Genomic DNA, 18,818 nt, shown 5'->3' with positions numbered 1-18,818 from the left:
ACACCGTCGCGCACCAGGACCGGCCGGGTGGCCGCGGTGTTCGCTTCACTCGTTCGAGATGCTTGACCGACGATCGCACGGGTAGCCGTCTCCGATGACGGAAGACGACAGCGCACCGCTCACTCCCGACCCGCCCCACTCCCCGGGCACGCCGCGCCTGGACAACCTGGACGTGGAGGTCCCGGAAGTCGAGCGCACAACACCGACCGATCATGACGTCATCCACGACACCGACCAGGACACCGCCGCAGCCGAACCACCGGACTGACCTGCGGTGCGACGGCCGGGCAGGCACCGGCACGCTGTCGGACCGATCGGAAGGCGTCCATGTTCGCGGCTTGCGTGGGGCCGACCCCCCGCGCGAGTCGACCGGGCCGGTGGTGCCAAGGGCGATTCCCGGGTGATGACACCGGTCAGGAGCTGTGCGACGCCGTGCCGGTTGGGACGAGGACGAATCCGCTCTTGGGCCGTGCCGGGACGCGTCGCAGCGAGATGGTCATGTCCTGCTCCGGGACCGTGTAGTCGGTTTGCGCCAACCGCACGGCGAGGGTGCGCAGGATCGCCACGGTCAGAGGCTCGCCGGGGCAGCGGTGGTTGGTCTCCGGGTCACCCGCGCCCTGCGGCACCAGTTCGAACGGGCCGATGTCGCGACCGAGGAAGCGCTCCGGCCGGAACGCGAACGGGTCGCCCCACAGCCGTTCGTCGTGGTTGTGGCCCCACAGGTCGAGCAGCACCATGGCGTGCTTCGGGATGCGGTCCCTGTGCCAGGTCAGCTCGCGGACCGCGCGGCCGCCGATGAACGGTGCGAACGGGTAGAAGCGGCGCAGCTCGTGGGCGAAGGCCAGGGCGAAGTCGCGGTCCCCGTCGCGCAGGCTTTGCCGGTGCTCGGGCCAGCGGTGCAGCGCGTGGCCCGCGTAGGCGACGAACCAGCACACCGCCACCGTCGGCCGGATGACGTTGAGCAGTTCGACCGCCGCCAACCGGGGGGACAGCTCCTCGCCATCGACCTCCCGGTGAGCGCTGACGGCCGCCAGGGCCGAACCCGCGGGCACGCTCAAGGCACCATCACGCACCTGGGTCACCAGGTTACCCAGCCACGCCTCCCGCCGGCCCCGCGCGGCGCGGGCGCGCCAGTGCCGGGGACCGGGTGTGGCGAAGCCGTCCACCATCGCCACCAGGTCCCGTGCCACGACGGGCACCTGGGCGTCGGCCAACGGGACGCCCGCCCACCGGCACACGGCCCGGGTGAGCACCCGGGCGGCCTCGTCGAACAGCACCACCGGCCGCCCCGGCTCCCACGAAGCCGCCGCGTCGTCCCACGAAGTGCCGACGCCATCGGCCAAGGTTCGCGCGGTGTGCCGGTTCACGACCGTCAGGAAGATGCTCTTGCGGCGGCGGTGCCGGTCACCGTCGAGGGTGTGCACCGCCCGCCGGCCGAACAACGTGTTCTGCACCGGCCACGGGATCGCCGTGTGCCGCCGGACGTGGTCCTCGTCGTAGAAGAAGCGGGCGGCGTCCGGACCGCACAACCCGACCGCGCGCTGACCCAGAACGCGGGTGTGCGCCACGCCCGACGCCGACCGCGCCCGTCGCGCGGGCAACCAGGTGTAGCCCTCGACCAACGCGGACAGCGAGTTGTCGATCAAAGCATGTGGACGTCGCATTCCGATCGTATGCCCGAACGGGACGCCGTCAAACGGTGTTCGAGCAGTGTCCGAAAAGGTCACATCGTGCTCAACGGCGGGGTTGACGCGGGCCGGCGCAGGGGACGACGTCACGGACAGTCCACTGTCGAACCGGAGAGGACCTGAGGGTCAGCTTTCCGGGCGGAGCCTGCCGGAGGTCGACACGAGAGTGTAGGACCACACGGCGAACCGGGGATCGTCGAGCAGCGCGTGGAACCGGTCGAGTTCGTGGGGTGACACGCCTTGGTCCAACAGGAGTTCCGCCACCTGCCCGATGTTCGCGCGGTGCAGGGCGATGTGGTCTTCTCCTCCGCGCCACAGTTGGGTGTGCGTCCGAACGGTGACGTCGCGCAACCCCCGCGCGGTGAAGTCTTCCGGCAAGGATCGCGTCCACGCGAGGTCCGCGCCCCGGGATTCGAGCAGGCGCATGAACGGCTGGTGCACTGCCTCGAACGTCGCACGGGAGGTGGGGTCGCCGGCCGACGTCGTCAGGCGCAGCTCCAGGTCGAACTCCTCCAGCACCAGCCGGCCGCCGGGCCGCAGGCAGGCGAGCAGGCGGTCCAGGACGGCCTGTCGGCGTGGCAGGTGCACCAGCACCAGGCGGGCGTGGATCAGGTCGAAACCGTCACCGGGCGGTTCGTCGTCGACCACGTCGTGGACGAGGACGGTGGTGTTGGCCCGTTCGCAGGCTCGTACCCAGCGGGTGTCGATGTCGGTGATCAGCACGGAGCCGTGCTCTCCCACGCGGTCGGACAGCCACCGCCCGATACCGCCGTCGCCGGCCCCGACCTCCCAGCACCTCCAGCCCGTCGTGACGCCTGTGGCGTCGAGCGCGGTGTGGCTGGCCGCGTCGTAGGTCGCGTTGAGCGCGTCGAAGCGCGCTCTGGTGCGGGCGTCCGCGTTGTCGAGCAGGTAGCGGCTCATCGGGGTGACCTCCGGGTGGTGGACGGCTCTGGGTGGGGCGAACGCGGTGTTCAGCCGGCGAGCCTGCGAGACAGTTCGGTGTGCTGCCAGGCGGCCGACACCGGCGGTGTGCACAACGCCCCGGATCGGCGGGAGCCCGAGGGTCTCCGGGGCGGGGCGGCTGCGGCCTGGTTCCGGTCCGCCACGTCGAAGGCGAGGACGCGGACGATCGCCGATGTCGAGCAGACCCCCAGTTCCGAGTGCTCACCCGCCACGACTGGCCCAGCTCGTGCCCCGAAGCGACGTGCCGGAGATGCCCAGGCGGCACGGGCGCTGCTTGCTCAACGTTCCGTGCCGCCTGGGCCAGGACCGCTCGAAGCGGTCCTACCGCCGCGCGATCGCTCGTTGCGGCACTACGCCACATACCCGGGTTGTGCGTACGTACACCGCGAGACTGCGGCTTGGCGGTGAACCCGGCGACCCTTCCCCGTCGGTCACCCGTCCGTGCGCAGGAATGCGGTCACGGTCGTGCCGCGGGCGGTGGCATGGGTGCGCACGAGGTCGGCGAGTTGGTTGACCAGCAGAAGACCTCGGCCTCCGTGCTGTCCTGGTTCGGGTGGGCGGCGCCCGGCCAGGAGGTCCGTCAGGCGCCCGTCGTCCTCGACCGAGCAGATCAGGTGTTCCTCGTCGCGCCAGATCCGCAGCCGGCATCCCGCGTCGGTGTGCCGGAGGCTGTTGGTCGCCAACTCGGTGGCGATGAGTTCGAGGTCGGCCGTCCGCTCCGCATCGAGGTGCGCTTGTCGCGCCCGGTCGCCGGCGAGCCGGCGGACGTCGCGGATGTCGGCGGTGGTCCTGATGTCGAGGCCGGTGGCGTCCGGGGCCGCTCGCAGTGGTCGGTTGTAGCGGTCGACCACGGCGTGAGGGTCGTAGTGCTCGCTGTCGCGCCGTCCGGTCGTCTCCCACACCGTCGGGTGTGTTGCCAGGGCGTCGGTCAGCGCGCGGTCGCCGAGGGTGCGGGTGTCGTAGGGGCAGACGATGGTGACGTCGCGTCCGACGAAGGCCAGGTTGATCAGGGCTTCGTGCTGTGCGCAGGCCGGGTACTCGAGATCGGTGCGGCCGGCCCAGATCGGCTCGCCGATGATGCGCACGTGGCCGGAGCGGTGGGCGTCGGCGAAGCGTCGCAGGACGGTCGGGATGATCCTGCCGGGGTTGCGGCCCGCCACCTCCATGTCCAGCATCAGCACGTCGTCCGCGGCCGCACCCAACGCCTCGCGCAGCAGGAGCAGCCTCGCCCCGGGCACCGCCACGGCGGCGGGGTGCCCCTCGGCCAGGCCGTCGGTGATGAACGGCACGAGTGCGCCCAGGTACTCCTCGTCGGAGCTGTAGAACAACGCCGGGTGCACGAACCCGGCGGGAGGCGGCGTCGTGGTGGTCATGCGGCGTGGTCCACGTGCACGTCGCGCAGGTCGAGCAGGTCTACCAGGCGGGCCAGGCCCGGCCAGGAAGCGCGCAGGACGAGGGGTGCGCCCAGGTGGGCCGCGTGGTCGGCGAGGCGCAGCAGGCCGTTGTGGTCGATGAAGGTCAGCTCCGTGGCGTCGAGCACCAGCTCCCCGCCCTGGGCGCGCAGGTCGACGCGGCCCAACGCCTGGGTGAACAGGTCGACTGCGGGGGAGTCCACCTCGCCGCCCAGCACGGTGCCGTGGTCGTCCGCGGCGTGCAGCCGGAAACCGGGCGATCGCGCGTTCGTGTTCGGGTGCAGGCAGGCGAGTTGCGCGAACGCCGAGTCCTCGATCTCAGCGGAGGAGTAGGCGCACATCGCGGAGAACGGGTGCTCGGCCATGTAGCGGTCCACCAGGTGTTCGTAGCGGGCGAAGGCGGCGAGCTGCTGCGGGGTGCGCACCAGCGGAGTGGCCTCGGCCGCCACCCGGAACCCGGCGAAACCGTCACGCACGGCGGCCTCGGTGGCGGCGGCGTAGGACTGGACCTGCGCCTCGGGCTCGACCACCGTGCCGCCCTGGTACGTCGCTCCCAGCGAAGTGACCTGGGCCGCACCCTCGCCCAGCGCACGGTCGAGGCCGTCGATCCCGCTCAGATCGTGCACCAGGGCGTCCACATCGCCGGAGGCCGCGTAGCAGACCCGGTAGCCCTGCTCCAAGCCGTCGAGCAGGAACTCCCGCGCACGGGCCTGGAAGTCGGGCGGGTCGTCGTACCGCCAGCACACGTGGTCGTGTGCACCCAGCCCGCGCGTCTGATTCACCAGCCCCGACCTGCGCATCCCCTGGATCGTACCGATCGCCGGTGCTCGCCGGCAGTACGGGTCCGCGCTGGTGCGCGGACCCTTCGCCGGGAGATCGGTTCACCTGCGGACGGGTCGTGACCGCCGTGGTCTCGGCGGCCGGACCGAGGCCGCGGACCACGCAGCTGGTGCATCACCGCAGGTAAGCGCACCTGCGGCACCTGGTTGAGGAAATCTATGGTCACAGGGGTAGACATTCGTAGGTCGGTGTGTGTAGTGTTCTCCTTGTTGGACAGAAGAGAACATTTGGTCAGCGCGGGAGAGGACGAACTACCCGCGAGTTGGGAGCAGTACGGCCCCTCCGGCCGGGACCGGTGGTAGAAGGTTCCGCAGGTGAGGCCAAGGACGGTCGGCACACGCAGTACCGGGAGCACAACCGCATTACGCTCGACAACAGTTCGCACGACCCGGAGTCCGACAGTCTGCAGTGGGAACAGCAGTATCGGTCAGGCGCGCTGGAGCCGATCAGTGGAAGGGGTTCCGGCACGGTGGCCCGAGCAGTACAGGCAAGGTAGGGAACGACAGAGAAGGGAAGGGTTGCACGCCATCGGATCGCCTGTCTCGGAGCAACAAGTCCGGGCGGGTACCGCACTCCAGATCGATTGGAAGGTGGTTTCCGGTCACGTATATGCGATCCCAGCGTCGTCCGGAGTTCGTGCGGATGACGTGGACATGACAAGCCGGTTCTAGGACCGGTTGGTGGAAGTGAACCCGCAACCCCAGGGGCCCGGCGCCGAAATGGTGCCGGGCCCCTCTTCACGTTCGCGGGTGCGATGACCGGGAGATCCGTCCTGCACCACACCGAGACCCGCCGCCAACCGCGATAAGAAGTTCCACGCCAACCGGACATGCGCCGGGATTCCTGACCAGCCTGGACGAGGCGGAGCTGTTCCAGCCCGGCGTTCCAGCGGCGGGCACTGCCCCTGCTCCCGCCAATCGCGCCCCCTGTGGTGGTCCGCCTCTACCGCTCAACGGAGCGGTGCTAGTCGATGTGCAGACGGTCGAGGTAGCGGGTGAGGAGGTCCGGGGTGAACTCCGGCTCGCGGATTCCGCTCGGGGCCAGGTGGTGCCGGAGGTCGTCGGTCTCCCATCGGTAGGTGTTCTGGTAGAGCTCGATCGTGGATTGCCCCTCGTGCATGTCGTCGGTGAACATGCCGCGCAGCGGGTAGAGCGGGGCCGTGGGGTCGTGCTCCCACAGCGAGACCCACTGCCGGTAGGGCAGCACGGCGAAGTCCTGACCGATCTGGCGGCCGACCAGGTGGAAGAACTCCTTGAGGGTCATCGCCTGCTCGGGTGAGGGGACCAGGTTGAACCGCCGGCCGAGCGCCTGCGGTCGTCGGGAGACCGCGGCGATGGCCTGGGCCATGTAGTCGACGGTGGTCAGTCCTTCGCGCAGCTCCCGGAGGTCGGGGATGGCGTTCAGGGCGGTGCAGGTCTGCACGAGTCGTCCCCACCACTGGTAGTCCGCGCTGAGCCCGGTCCGGCTGTGGCAGGTCGCGTAGCCCAGTCGGAAGGTCATCAGCGGGAGACCGCGCTCGGCGGCCAGGTCCGCGATCTTCTCCATGACCCACTTGCTGCGCACGTAGCCGAGGTCGGTGCTGACCGCGGGCAGGTTCTGGTCGATGTCGTCGTCCTCCCGCATCCGGGTCTTGCCGGTGAACAGGTGCCCCCAGCTGAACACGGAGATGGTGGAGAGCAGGATCAGCGCCTTGGTCCGGCCTTCGGCGGCGAAGGCGACGACCTGCCGCAACCCGTCCACGTTGTCGCGCTTCAGGTAGGAGTAGGGCTGGATGAAGTTCACGGCGCTGGCCGAGTGGTAGACCACGTCGACCTGCTCGGTCAACCGCCGGTAGTCCTCGTCGGCGACGCCCCACCGCGGTTCCGCCAGGTCCGCCGGATGGACGGAGATCCGGTCCAGGTCGAGGTCGACCTGGTAGCGGCGGGCGACTCGGCGGAGCCGGTCGGTCACGTGCGCGGCGTCGGAGCCGCGGACGGGCAGGTGCAGGTGGGCACGGGTGGTGGCCAGCAACTCCGCGAGCAGGTGGATGCCGACGAACCCGGTGGCCCCGGTGAGCAGGATGTGCCGCGGGCGTGTGAGCACGTCCGGGTCGAAGTTGCCGGTGACCGCGAAGCCGGGCGGTAGCTGGATGTCGCGTTGCAGTTCGTGCACGGGTTCGCCGTCACCGCCTGGCACGTCCTGGGTGGCGCGCTTTCGGAGTTCGGTGGCGAGGGCGCGCACGCTCGGGAACTCGTACAGGTCACGGATGCGGGTCTTCATCCCGGTCCGTGCACTGATCTGCTCGACGGTCGACGCCACCAGCATCGAGTTGCCGCCGACCTCTGCGAAGTCGTCGTCCGCGCTGAAGTGGCGGTGTCCGAGCACCTCGCACCAGACCGAGGCGATACCGCGTTCGACGTCGTTGTCGAAACGGTCCTCGTCCTCCTCGTCCTCCTCGGACGGCTCCTCGGTGGTCGTGAGTTGGCGCAGCGCGGGGTAGTCGGTCTTGCCGCTGGCCGCGGTGGGCAACTCCGTGAGCAGGCGGTAGACGGCCGGGCGCATGAAGTCCGGCAGTTCCCGCCGCAGGCCGGCGCGCACGTCGGCGACGAGCCGGTCCTCGGCCTCGGCCGGGTCGCCCGGTACCAGGAACGCGAAGAGCCGTTGCGCTGCCTCTTCATCGGCCTCGGCGACCACCGCCGCCGCGCGCACCCCGGGATGCTTCAGCAGCGCGGCCTCCACGTCGCCGGGCTCCACCCGGTAACCGCGGATCTTGATCTGCTCGTCGCGGCGGCCGACGAACTGGAGGGTGCCGTCGGGCAGCCGGCGCGCCAGGTCTCCGGTGCGGTAGAGACGTCGGCCGAGCCGCCGGCTGTGCACGAACCGCCGGGCCGTGAGCCTCGGGCTGCCCAGGTAGCCACGAGCCAGCCCGGCGCCCGCGAGGCACAATTCCCCGACGTCTCCCGGTGGCACGTCGTCGAGCACGTCGTCCAGGACGAACGCCTCGGTGTCGGCGACGGGAACGCCGATGGAGGACGGCTCGTGCTCGCTGTGCGGCGGCACCACGCGGTAGGTCGCGTAGATCGTCGCTTCCGTCGGCCCGTAGTAGTCCACCAGCTTGTACGGCAGGTGGGCTGTCGCCAACGGGTGCAACTTCTCACCGGCGCAGAACAAGTACCGCAGACGCAGCGACGACGGCTGCGGCGCGTCCGCCAGTCCGTGCACCAACGCCGTCGGCGCGTAGGCGTGGGTGAGACCGTGCTCGGCGTAGAAGTCGAGCAGGGCGGCCGGTTCCGCGCGGACCTCCTCGTCCACGACGTGGATCGTGGCCCCGGACGTCAGGGCCGACCAGATTTCCCATTGGGACACGTCGAAACCCACGCCGACCATCAGGGTGCTGCGGCAGTCGGGCCCCATCGCGAAGCGCCTGTTGTGCCACTCGATCAACCGGGCCAGCGCGCGATGCTCGACCACGACGCCCTTCGGCACACCTGTCGTGCCCGAGGTGAAGATCACGTAGACGGAGTCGCCGCCCCCGATCTCCACCGGTCCTGGTCGCGGGTCCCGGGCCTCGGCGAGGATCGTCCGGACGTCCACCGCCGCACCGATGTTGTCATCGACCCCACACGCAGCGGACAGCACCGCCTTGGGCCGGCACTGCGCGATCATGCTCTCGCGGCGCTCGGCCGGGTACGCGGCGTCGACCGGTACGTAGGCGGCACCGCACTGGGACACACCCACCGTCGCGGCGATCAAATCGACGGAACGCTCACCCACCAAGGGAATCAGGTCACCACGACCGACTCCCCGGCAGCTCAGCCAAGCGGCGATCCGGCCGGCCGATTCGGCGAGTTCGCGATAGCTCACCACCCTGTCGCGATCAACGACCGCTGCGTGGTCGGGATCTCGTCGGAGCGACTGCTCGAACTCGTCAAGAACCAGGTTGCGCGACACGACGATCTTCCTCCGATTTGTGCTGCTGGCCGGAAAAGTTCCACTACCAGCGTTCCCAGTGCCGCCCGGCGCGGAAACGCCACCCGGACCGACTCGCCCATGTGGCTCCGGTACGGATGCGCAGCCCACTCGGCGCTCTCGACCGACAGTGCGGCCACGGTGACCGGACGGTGTGTCTACATGGAACGGTGCTGCAAGACCCCTCCGACTCGGCCGCAAGTCCGACATCGCGGGTCGGGTCGGTTGATGTGCACGGATCCCGGCAGCGCGCGGGGTGTGAGGTCGCCGCGCCGCAGCGCCGGTCGTCGAACGGGTCGGCCGGGGTCTTGCGACGGTGGGCCTGACGGTTCGTCGGACGCCGTAAGGGGTAGATCGACAGGAGACGACTCGGGGGAGGACCGGTGGCGCGGCGGGTTTCGTACGGCAAAGTCGTTCTGATGGGGGTGTTCGCCGGTGGGATCTTCGGCGTCGCCCAGGGGCTGTTGCGCGACAACGTGTGGGTCGGTCTGGTGTCGGGAGCGGTGTTCGCTCTCGCCATGGCCGTCGTGATGCGGCGACTGTGGGGTTCCACGGCCTTACGCGGCTTGGACTCCCGCCAGCGCCGTGCCATCGTGCGTGCGATGCGCCAAGGCGTGGCGGTAGAAGATTCGCGGTTGGCCCGGCCGCTGATGGACCAGGCCGACGCGGTGTTGGCCATGCCGTTCCCGCTGACGGCGCTGCGGGTGGGCTTCGTGGTGCTCGGCCTGCTCGGCCTACTGGTGGAGGTGTCGGGGTTCCTCGCCGAGGGGGCGGCGGGGCTGGGCGGCGGGGTGCTACTCGTGATTTCCTCGCTGGTGCTGCTGTTCGTCGTGGTACCCCTTGGTCAACGACAGCGTGAACGGACCCGACGTTCCCGTGACGCGACACGAGAGCGGCATCAGGTGTCCTGAGTGGTTACTTGATTCGTGTAAAGGGCGGACAAGAAGTGGGCGGGAAAAAAGCTTCTTCCACCTTGAAACAGCTTGCCTCGAACTGCTTTTAATGGGCTTACTTTGAAATTGGGGGCGGACGTTTTCTATTTCGAGGCTTGCCTCCTGGTGATGGGTGTCAGCCGCCTGGTCCAACGCCAAGAGGCCGTGGGCGACCTGACCGACGCGCTGCCGGCGGCCTCATACGGGTCGTCGGAGTCCCAGTCCTGGTAGCCGGTCGGGTGGCGAAGGCGGAATGTCGGTTTAGTCCCGGATCGGGTGGGGGTACTTGCGGGTCATGATGGCCGAGCCTGACCTCCTTTCCGCGGCCGAGGTGTTCCCCGAGCTGTCCGGCGAGATCAAGGTCCGCTTCCCCGAGGGCGAAGAGCCGGTGCTGCTGCGCCCGGACGGGACGGAGGTCGACACGTGGCGGGAGAACTACCCGTTCGCGGAGCGGCTGGGCCGGACGGAGTACGCGCGGGCGAAGCGGTTGTTGCACATCGAGATGCTCAAGCTCCAGTACTGGGTCCAGGACACCGGTCGGCGGGTGGTCATCGTGTTCGAGGGCCGGGACGCGGCGGGCAAGGGCGGCACCATCCGGCGCTTCACCGAGAACCTCGATCCGCGCGGTGCCCGGGTGGTCGCGCTGGGCACTCCGACCGAGCGCGAACGAGGGCAGTGGTACTTCCAGCGCTACGTGGAGCACCTGCCCACCGCGGGGGAAATGGTGCTCTTCGACCGCTCCTGGTACAACCGCGCGGGGGTGGAGCGGGTCATGGGGTACTGCGACGACGAGCAGTACGAACGTTTCCTGCGCCAGGCGCCGGAGTTCGAGCGGATGCTGGTCGATGACGGCGTCGTCCTGGTGAAACTGTGGTTCTCGGTGTCGCGGGCCGAGCAGCGCACGCGTTTCATCATTCGCCAGGTCGACCCGGTCCGGCGCTGGAAGCTCAGCGCCAACGACCTGGCCTCGTTGGACCGCTGGGACGACTACACCGAGGCCAAGGTGGCGATGTTCCGGGCCACCGACACCGCCGAAGCCCCGTGGACGGTGGTCAAGAGCAACGACAAGCGCCGCGCGCGCCTGGAGGCGATGCGCAGCGTGTTGGCCCGCCTGGACTACGCCGACCGTGACCTCGACGTCGTGGGCGAACCGGACGGGCGGATCGTCGGCGCCGCGAACACGCTCCTCGAAGCGGGCGAGGACGACACCTCGCTCAGCCCGACGCCCATCGCCGCGGACATGCCCCACGAACCGGGTCTGCACCCCGACGAACCCACGTGAGCGGGATTCCGGCGACCACCGCCAACGACGCCACCACCAGCGGACGCGGCTGGAAGGCGGCGGGGCTGCTCAGGCGCTGTCGTCGGCGATGAGGATGTTCAGCGCGACGCGCTATGTGTTTTCCTGCGTTGGGAACGCGGGTTGGTGAGGTATGCCTCGTACCGGCATGCGAAGCGGTCGCCGGCGGGCTCGTCCCACCTGTCGACGTCCATCGGGCCGTTCATGTCGATCACGTGCAGGCGGAAGAAGGTATTGCCATCTGCGTTCGGGAACGGTGTCCCAGCCCAGGAACAGCCCCAGTGCGAGTGCTGCGCCGCCCGGAGCCAGCATCATGATCGATATCAGGATGTTGCCGCGGCCAGTGGCGATGTCCGAGGGTTCGTCCCCGTCGTCGCCGTGGTGTTTCGGGTGCATCGGCATCGGGCTGGTCTGCGTGGTAGCACTGGTGGTGCGGTGGAGGCGGCGTGGCCGCGCGAGGTGCCGGCGGTAGCGGTTCCATCGGCAGGTTGTCGAACGGCACACGCTGGCACCACCGCCGACCGGCTACACCTGCTCGGCTTCGACCGTCGTCGCGGGCTTGTTACCGGGCTGTTGGCGGTTCTCGAGCTTGATCCCGCACCTGCCGGCCAGCGCGACACCGGCACCGATCGTGGTGGCCACCGGAGCGGCCAGCACCGCTACCACCCCAAGGGCCACCGGCACCTCCAGCACCACGTCGTTCTTGCTGTCGCGCACGACCACCCGGCGGTTGATGCCCTCGTTGACCAACCCCCGAACGGCGTCGACCACGGCATCGACGGCGGCACGGGGGGACTCGGGCCTGGATTCGCTCATGACTCTCCTCGAACTGCGGATGTCCCTTGACACCTCCAGCATGTCGGCGACCGGTCACCGTGCCATCAGGGTTTCCCCTGATCTCCGCCTGATCCAACCCTCAGGGCACCGCTAGTACCGCGGGTGGGAGGGGCGTGGGAACCCGACCCCGGCTCGCCGGTCGCCTTTCGGAGATGCCAGACCACCGCAGTGGCGCATCGGCGGAACTCGCAAGGCGACTTGCGCTGAACCCACTCGCACGGTACCTGTTGGACGCCTGCGCTTAATCCCCTGTTTCCGCGACGCGACGCCCATCCGCCGCAATGCCGGGAAACGCCCGTCCGGCGGGACCGGCAGAACGGGCGGAAGTTCTTGTTCTGCCTGGACTTCTGCGTGGTTGACCGCCCGACCGGGCCCTTACGTTTCTCTCGTGGCCAAAAGGCGACACCGCGAGGACGACGGCCTCCGGATCCGCAACGGCCTTCCACCGAAGCACGTCTGACCAGGAGAAGAACAATGGCCAACGACCAGATCCTCCCCACCTCCGACGACGTCGAGATCACCGCTGTCGTCGAGCTCGACGACGCCGACCTGGACACCGTCGCCGGCGGTTACGGCGAGTTCGGCAGCGGTCGCCGCATCCCCCGCGCGTAGGCAGACCGCCAGTCGGACTGTTGTGCCGGTGTCGCCGCGACGGCCACACCGCGCGACGACGGGCGCGCCGGGATCCGCTCCCGGCGCGCCCGTTCGCGTTCTTCCACCGGGCCCGCGTTCCCGGTCGACCGAGGAGGAGCCGGTGAAGTTCCGCAAACGCGCCCTCGAATCGCTCGCGTCGCCGGAGCAGCTGGACGAGGTCGCGCACCTCGCCCCGGTGCCCGCCTGGCTCACCGCGCTCGCCCTGACCGCGGTGGTGGTCGCCGCGAGCGCCTGGTCGGTTTTCGGTACCGTGCCCAGGACGGTCTCCGCGCCGGGTGTTCTCACCCGCGCCGCCGGGGTGTCCACAGTGGACGCAACGCGCGCGGGCCTGGTGACCGCCGTCCTGGCTCGGTCCGGCGAACGGGTGGAGCGGGGTCAGGCGCTCTACGAACTGGCCGACGCCGACGGCGGCACGCTCACCGTCGGCTCGCCCTGGACCGCGTACGTGGTCGGCACGCTGGTCTCGCCCGGCCAGTGGGTGGCCACCGGGACCAGTGTCGCGAACCTCGAACGGCTCGACACGCCCGACGACCGGGTGCGCGCCGTGGTCTACGTCGCCGCTCCGGCGGCGCGGTCGGTGCGGGCCGGGATGACGGTCGAGCTGTCCGGCGCGCCCGGTCCCGCCGCCGGGGTGGTGCGCGAGGTCGGCTCGTTCCCGGAGACCGCCGAATCGCTGCGCGCCTTCCTCGGCCGGACCCGCGACGTGACGCCCTTCCTCTCCGCCGGCCCGGTCGTGGCGGTCACCGTCGACCCGACCGGTGACCTCGCCCGGGACCGGTGGTACGCGCCTGGCGTCGTCACGGCCCGCATCACGCTCGCCGACGAACGCCCGGTCGACTGGCTGCTCACGTGACCGCCGTCGCCGGAAGGACCGCGCGCCCCACCCGCCGCCGGGTCCGCACGCCCACGCTGGTCCAGATGGAAGCGACCGAGTGCGGCGCGGTGTCGCTCGGCATCGTGCTGTCCCACTACGGCAGGCACGTCCCGCTGGAGGAGCTGCGCCGGGACTGCGGGGTCGGCCGGGACGGTTCCACCGCGTCCGGCGTGGTGAAGGCCGCGCGGCGGCACGGGCTGACCGCCAGGGGCAGGCAGTGCGGGATCGCCGGCCTCGGCGAGCTGCGGCTGCCCGCGGTCCTCCACTGGCGGTTCGAGCACTTCCTGGTGCTGGAGGGGATGGACCGCCGCCGGGTCCGGGTGAACGACCCGGCGCTGGGCCCCCGGGCCGTCCCGTGGGACGAGTTCGAGCGCTCCTTCACCGGCATCGCGATCGACCTGGGACCCGGGCCCGCGTTCCGGCCCGAGGGCCGGCGGTTCAGCCTGCTCGCGGCGGTGGCCCGGCGGTGGCGCCACCTCGGCTCGGTGGTTCCGCTGACCGTGCTGCTCGGGCTGCTCGTGGCGGTGTTGGGCATCGGGTTCCCGTTGCTGTCGCGGGTGTTCGTGGACCGGGTGCTGCTCGGCGGGGACACCGGCGTGGCGACCGGTCTGGTGTCGGCGCTGGCGATCGCGACCGTGATCACGTCCGTCGCGGCGCTCGTGCAGCGGCTCCTGCTGGTCCGGGCGGAGACCGCCGTCGCGCTCGGCGGGGCCGCCCGGTTCTTCCGGCACGTGCTGCGGCTGCCGCAGGCGTTCTTCGACCAGCGGCCGGCCGCCGACATCGCGCACCGGGTCGAGACCAACGACGCGGTGGCGGAGGTGTTCACCAGGCGGCTCGCCGCGACCGCCGTCGACCTCGCCCTGGTGCTGGCCTACGGCGTCCTGCTCTGCTGGTACGACCCCGTGCTCGGGCTGTGCGCCACGGCGTGCTCCGGGCTCAACGTCGTGGTGCTGCGGTGGCTGTCCAGGATGCGCACGTCCGCCGTCGCCGGGGTCCAGGCGGAGCGGGGCCGCTGGTACTCCACCGTCGTCTCGACGATCGCGATGATCGAGACGACGAAGGCCAACGGGCAGGAGGACCTGGCGTTCGGGCAGGTCGCCGCCCGCCAGGCCGCGGTGAGCAGGGGCCGGCAACGGGCCGGGGTCCCGGCCGCCGTGCTCGGCGTGGTCCCGACGCTGGTGATGGCGGTGACCACCGCCGTGCTGCTGGCCGTCGGCAGCGGGCTGGTCGTGGCGGGCACCCTGACCGTGGGCCTGCTCGTCGCGGTGCAGGGCCTGGTCACGGCGATGAACCGGCCGGTGGACGCCCTGGGCGAGGTCAGCGCCCGGGTGGCGGAGGTCGGCGTCGACGTCCGGCGGCTGCTGGACGTCGAGCACTACCCGGTGCCCGCGCCCCCGCCGGACCCCGTCACGGACGTGCCGATGGAGGGCCGGGTGCTGGTCGAGTCGGTCACGTTCGGCTACAACCCCTCGGCCGCGCCGCTGCTGACCGACTTCTCCCTGGAGCTGCCGCCCGGTGCCCGGGTGGCGCTGGTCGGTGGTTCCGGTAGCGGCAAGTCGACGGTGGGCAGGCTGGTCGTCGGGCTCCACCGGCCGTGGCGCGGGCGCGTCACGATCGACGGGTACGACCTCGACGCCCTGGACCCGGACCTGCGGGCGGCGACCACGGCGGTGGTCGACCAGGACGAAACCCTGTTCCAGGGCACCGTGCGCGACAACGTGACGTTGTGGGACCCCACCATCGGCGACGACGAGGTCCTCGCCGCGCTGGCCGACTCGCACGTCCTGCACGAGGTGGCCCACCGGCCCGGCGGCCTGGACGCCCCGGTGCGCCAAGGCGGCCGGAACTTCTCCGGCGGGCAGCGCCAACGCCTGGTCATCGCCCGCGCCTTGGCCCGCCGGCCCCGGCTGCTGGTGCTCGACGAGGCCACCAGCGCCCTGGACACCGCGACGGAGGCGCTCATCGACGCCGACATCCGGCGACGCGGGGCGACCTGCCTGATCATCGCCCACCGGCTGGCGACCGTCCGCGACTGCGACCTGATCGTCGTGCTGGCGCACGGCCGTGAGGTCGAACGCGGCACGCATGACGAGCTGCTCGCCCGCGACGGCGCCTACGCCGACCTCATCCGGCACCACGAGACCCCGGAGGTGACGCCGTGAGCTGGGACCTCCTCGCCGCCTCGGCGTCGGAGGCGTCCGCGCGACCGCGCCGGCTCGACCGGCGGTTCACCTACCTGGTCGAAGGCGGCCCGGTCGACCTCTTCGCGGTGTGGGAGCTGCCCGACGGCAGCCGGTCCCGCCGGCAGTTCGTGGCGCGCTGTCCGGAGTTCAGCGCCGTGCCGCCGCCCGCGTCGACCGGCGAGGGGCAACTGTGGGCCGTGCCGCTGCCCGGGGCCCGGCTGCGGGAACTGCACGACCCGGCGTTCCCGGGGTGGGCCGGCGCGCTCGGCCCGGCGCTGGACCGCGCCTTGCAGGCGATGTCCGACCGGGCCCGACCGGCGCACCCGCCGCGCCACAGCGAGCCGTTGCGGCCGGGCGCGCTCGCCTCCGGCCGGTCCGCGCTGTGCGCCCGACGCCCGCTCTGGCTGCGGGCCGGCGGTAGGTTCCGCGTCAACGGCGGCGACGTGGTCACCGCCGGCCGGGACGCCGTCCTGCTCGCGGTGGGGGACTGGATCCGCGCCGAGGACGACTGCGTCCTAAATTTCCGCACCACGGAGGACGTCCTGCGCGCCGGCGGGCTCACCGACGTCATCGGCGGCCACCTGACCCGCCTGGCCGGGGCCGCCGTGGACGAGGCGGGAGCGGACGACGAACGTCTCCTCGCCGCGCTCGCCGAACGCCGGCGCGCCCACCGGTCCGCGATCGCCGCGACCGCCCGTCGCGCCTTGGGCGAACTGGGCCTGGGCCCCCGCACCGGCCCGGTGGACCAGTCCGGCGGCGAGCCCCGCGACGTGCTGCGCGCGGTGACCGGGTGGCGGCGGTGAGCGCGCCGCCGGCGGACCCGTTGGCGGCGCTGCGGGCGCACGCGCGGCAGTCCGGGATCCGCCTGCGCCGGACCCGGCTGGACCGGGGCTGGTGGCGGCGCGACATCGGACCGTTGATCGGCCGGGGCACCGACGGGACGGGCGACCCCGTCGCGGTGCCGCTGGTGTTCGCGCGTGGCCGCTACCACGTGGTCGACCCCGTGACCAGGGCACGCACGCCGGTGGACGCGGCCGGCGCGACCGCGTTCACCGACAGCGTCGCCGTCCCGCACCTGCCGCTGCCCGCGCGGGCCCGCCTGCGGGACCTGCTGCGCCGGGGGCTCACCGGCAACGGCCGCGACCTGCGCGGGATGCTGGTGGCCGGTGCGCTCGTCGCGATCCTCCACCTGGCGACGCCGTTGATCATCGGCCAGGTCCTCGGTGGGCTCGTCCGGGGCGACCTGCGCGGGATGGCCTGGGACGTCGTCCTCTACCTGGCGACCGCGGTGGCGGCGGCGCTGCTGGAGGTCGTGCTGAACCTGCGGGCGCTGCGGTTCGAGGACCGGTTCGAGGCGAACCTCCACCTCGCGCTGTGGGACCGGCTGCTCCGGCTGCCGACCGGGTTCTTCCGGGGGACGACCAGCGGCGCGCTGGCGAACCGGGTCCTCGGCGTCGCCCACGTGCGGCAGGCCCTGGACGGGGTGCCCGCCAGGGCGCTGCTCGCCTTGTGCACCGCCTGCGCCGGGGTCGGCCTGCTGCTCGTCGTGGAGTCCGGGCTCACCTGGGTCGGGTTCGGGCTGGTCGTCGGCACGGCGCTGGTGAGCGCCGCGCTCGGCGCGGTGGTCGTGCGCCGGCAGCGGGCCGCGCTGCCCGCCGAGCACCGCGCCGCCTCGGTCACCGACGAGGTGCTGGCCGGCGTCACGACGATCAAGACCGCCGCCGCCGAACCCCGGGCGTTCAACCGGTGGGCGGAGGCCGCGGTGGCGGCGCGGGCCGGGGTGCAGGGTGTGCGGCGGGTCCAGGCGGGGTTGGCGGCGCTGGTCACGGCGTTGCCGATCAGCGCTCAGCTGGTGCTGCTGGCGGTGCTGTCGGGCCCGCTGAGCGGGCAGGTGCCGGCCGACCGGTTCTTCACCGCCAACGCGGGGCTGGCGCTGCTGGTGCAGGCGACGATCACGCTGTGCGCGGCCGGGGTCGACGTCGCCGCCGCGCTGCCCCGCCTCGGCGAGGTGTCCGACGTGCTCGCCGCGTCGCCGGAGAGCGAGCCGGGGGCGCGGCCGGTGGAACTCGCCGGCGAGATCGAGGTCCGCGACGTGACGTTCCGCTACCCGGGCTCGGCCGCGCCCGTGCTCGACGGCGTCTCCCTGCACGTCCGGCCCGGCGAGTTCGTCGCCCTCGTCGGACCGAGCGGGTCGGGCAAGTCGACCCTGCTGCGGCTGCTGCTGGGGTTCGAACGACCCGGGACGGGGGCGGTGCGCTACGACGGGCAGGACCTGGCGGGGCTCGACGTGGGGGCCGTGCGCCGCCAGTGCGGCGTCGTCCTCCAGGACGGGCGGCTGTTCGGCGGCACCCTGCGCGAGAACATCTGCGGCGCCGACCCGCTGCCGATCGAGGCGGTGTGGGAGGCGGTCCGGCTGGCGGGGCTGGAGGAGGACGTCCGCCGGCTGCCGATGGGGCTCCACACCGTGGTGCCGTTCGGGGGCGGCACGTTGTCGGTCGGGCAGCGCCAGCGGGTGCTGATCGCCCGCGCGCTCGCGACGAAGCCCCGGGTGCTGTTCTTCGACGAGGCCACCAGCGCGCTGGACAACCGGACCCAGGAGGTCGTGACCGCCGGCACCCGCCGGTCGGCCGCCACCCGCGTGGTCGTCGCACACCGGCTGTCGACCGTGCGGGACGCGGACCGGATCGTCGTCCTGGACCGGGGCCGGGTCGTGCAGTCCGGCACGTTCGACGAGTTGTTCGCCGACACCGACGGCCTGTTCCACCGACTGGCGGCGCGGCAGGTGGTGGGCGCGCCGTTCGAGCACGCGGCCGCCAGGTCGGGGGAGCGTCCCGCGCCGGAGGTCGGCTGACGCGACCGCCGGACGGTCCAAAGAGGACCTGACACTTTCCCGTTGCGCTGGGCCGGCACCGCTATGACGAAGCACGCCCGGAAATGCACGGATGGAGTAGTTCAGTTCGCCTTGCCCGGAGCGGCCCGTGTCGCGATCGACGGTCGCTTCGCGAACTCACCCGGGTACTTCGACCTGCCGGACACCCGCGAACGTTCTTCCCCGCAGAACGTTCCGGGATCAGGCGTCAGGTTCAAGTGGACGACCTCACTTGCTCACAGACGACGGGTATGACCGGTTCACACCGCTGTGGCTGTAACCGGGTGTCATCTCCACGCAGTGGTCGATCGGTGGGTT

14 protein-coding genes are annotated in these 18,818 nt (G+C 71.5%); 8 read left to right on the top strand and 6 right to left on the bottom strand.

Going from position 1 to position 18,818, the window contains the following annotated elements; genetic code table 11:
* The first annotated feature begins 94 nt into the window (after positions 1-94).
* On the top strand, positions 95-268 hold the full coding sequence (locus BN6_RS46920; RefSeq protein ID WP_158509428.1) for a hypothetical protein: 174 nt from the start codon (positions 95-97) through the stop codon (positions 266-268).
* A gap of 145 nt (positions 269-413) precedes the next feature.
* On the opposite strand, the gene BN6_RS25650 is transcribed toward BN6_RS46920, so the two are convergent.
* The 5 genes from BN6_RS25650 to BN6_RS25630 all read right to left on the bottom strand — a co-directional run bounded on the left by BN6_RS25650 (position 414) and on the right by BN6_RS25630 (position 8,833).
* On the bottom strand, positions 414-1,646 hold the full coding sequence (locus BN6_RS25650) for a cytochrome P450 (RefSeq protein WP_197540189.1): 1,233 nt from the start codon (positions 1,644-1,646) through the stop codon (positions 414-416).
* A 168-nt stretch (positions 1,647-1,814) separates the two neighbouring features.
* Positions 1,815-2,609, bottom strand: coding sequence for a class I SAM-dependent methyltransferase (locus tag BN6_RS25645; protein WP_015102684.1), 795 nt, complete (start codon positions 2,607-2,609; stop codon positions 1,815-1,817).
* A gap of 473 nt (positions 2,610-3,082) precedes the next feature.
* Entirely contained in the window at positions 3,083-4,024 is a 942-nt protein-coding gene (locus tag BN6_RS25640) for an anti-sigma factor RsbA family regulatory protein (RefSeq protein WP_015102683.1), read from the bottom strand.
* Positions 4,021-4,863, bottom strand: coding sequence for an MEDS domain-containing protein (locus tag BN6_RS25635; RefSeq protein ID WP_015102682.1), 843 nt, complete (start codon positions 4,861-4,863; stop codon positions 4,021-4,023). The genes BN6_RS25640 and BN6_RS25635 overlap by 4 nt, the downstream gene beginning before the upstream one ends.
* 1,003 nt (positions 4,864-5,866) lie before the next feature.
* Entirely contained in the window at positions 5,867-8,833 is a 2,967-nt protein-coding gene (locus BN6_RS25630; RefSeq protein WP_015102681.1) for an amino acid adenylation domain-containing protein, read from the bottom strand.
* A 437-nt stretch (positions 8,834-9,270) separates the two neighbouring features.
* Between BN6_RS25630 and BN6_RS25625 the strand changes: the two genes are divergently transcribed.
* Both BN6_RS25625 and ppk2 read left to right on the top strand, forming a co-directional pair.
* Positions 9,271-9,762, top strand: coding sequence for a hypothetical protein (locus tag BN6_RS25625; RefSeq protein WP_148303012.1), 492 nt, complete (start codon positions 9,271-9,273; stop codon positions 9,760-9,762).
* 319 nt (positions 9,763-10,081) lie between these two features.
* Positions 10,082-11,065: a polyphosphate kinase 2 gene (gene ppk2, locus BN6_RS25620; protein WP_015102678.1), complete on the top strand. Its 984-nt coding sequence runs from the start codon at positions 10,082-10,084 to the stop codon at positions 11,063-11,065.
* Positions 11,066-11,608: 543 nt separating this feature from the next.
* Here ppk2 and BN6_RS25615 read toward each other — a convergent pair.
* A complete protein-coding gene (locus tag BN6_RS25615; protein ID WP_015102676.1) occupies positions 11,609-11,899 on the bottom strand; it encodes a DUF4342 domain-containing protein in 291 nt (96 codons plus the stop codon).
* 495 nt (positions 11,900-12,394) lie between these two features.
* On the opposite strand from BN6_RS25615, the gene BN6_RS46915 reads away from it, so the two are divergent.
* The 5 genes from BN6_RS46915 (at position 12,395) to BN6_RS25595 (ending at position 18,482) form a co-directional block, all read left to right on the top strand.
* Entirely contained in the window at positions 12,395-12,532 is a 138-nt protein-coding gene (locus BN6_RS46915; protein WP_158509427.1) for a hypothetical protein, read from the top strand.
* 142 nt (positions 12,533-12,674) lie between these two features.
* Positions 12,675-13,427, top strand: coding sequence for an HlyD family efflux transporter periplasmic adaptor subunit (locus BN6_RS25610; RefSeq protein ID WP_015102674.1), 753 nt, complete (start codon positions 12,675-12,677; stop codon positions 13,425-13,427).
* Positions 13,424-15,610 (top strand): cysteine peptidase family C39 domain-containing protein, encoded by a 2,187-nt coding sequence (locus tag BN6_RS25605; protein ID WP_015102673.1) that lies wholly within the window; start codon positions 13,424-13,426, stop codon positions 15,608-15,610. The genes BN6_RS25610 and BN6_RS25605 overlap by 4 nt, the downstream gene beginning before the upstream one ends.
* The gene (locus BN6_RS25600; protein ID WP_015102672.1) at positions 15,607-16,434 is read left to right on the top strand and encodes a hypothetical protein; all 828 of its coding nucleotides are present in this window, start codon (positions 15,607-15,609) and stop codon (positions 16,432-16,434) included. The genes BN6_RS25605 and BN6_RS25600 overlap by 4 nt, the downstream gene beginning before the upstream one ends.
* Positions 16,431-18,482 (top strand): ATP-binding cassette domain-containing protein, encoded by a 2,052-nt coding sequence (locus tag BN6_RS25595; protein WP_015102671.1) that lies wholly within the window; start codon positions 16,431-16,433, stop codon positions 18,480-18,482. Before BN6_RS25600 ends, BN6_RS25595 begins: the two co-directional genes overlap by 4 nt.
* The last annotated feature ends 336 nt before the right edge of the window (positions 18,483-18,818 follow it).

The sequence above is a fragment of the Saccharothrix espanaensis DSM 44229 genome (assembly GCF_000328705.1).
GTDB classification, from domain to species: Bacteria; Actinomycetota; Actinomycetes; order Mycobacteriales; family Pseudonocardiaceae; genus Actinosynnema; species Actinosynnema espanaense.
This window is presented reverse-complemented; position numbering and strand designations above follow the sequence as displayed.

Bases quoted from the DNA above. Each gene is read 5' to 3' on its own strand.
- BN6_RS46920 (WP_158509428.1), top strand. From the start codon at position 95: ATGACGGAAGACGACAGCGCACCGCTCACTCCCGACCCGCCCCACTCC.
- BN6_RS25645 (WP_015102684.1), bottom strand. From the start codon at position 2,609: ATGAGCCGCTACCTGCTCGACAACGCGGACGCCCGCACCAGAGCGCGC.
- BN6_RS25640 (WP_015102683.1), bottom strand. From the start codon at position 4,024: ATGACCACCACGACGCCGCCTCCCGCCGGGTTCGTGCACCCGGCGTTG.
- BN6_RS25635 (WP_015102682.1), bottom strand. From the start codon at position 4,863: ATGCGCAGGTCGGGGCTGGTGAATCAGACGCGCGGGCTGGGTGCACAC.
- BN6_RS25625 (WP_148303012.1), top strand. From the start codon at position 9,271: ATGGGGGTGTTCGCCGGTGGGATCTTCGGCGTCGCCCAGGGGCTGTTG.
- ppk2 (WP_015102678.1), top strand. From the start codon at position 10,082: ATGGCCGAGCCTGACCTCCTTTCCGCGGCCGAGGTGTTCCCCGAGCTG.
- BN6_RS25615 (WP_015102676.1), bottom strand. From the start codon at position 11,899: ATGAGCGAATCCAGGCCCGAGTCCCCCCGTGCCGCCGTCGATGCCGTG.
- BN6_RS46915 (WP_158509427.1), top strand. From the start codon at position 12,395: ATGGCCAACGACCAGATCCTCCCCACCTCCGACGACGTCGAGATCACC.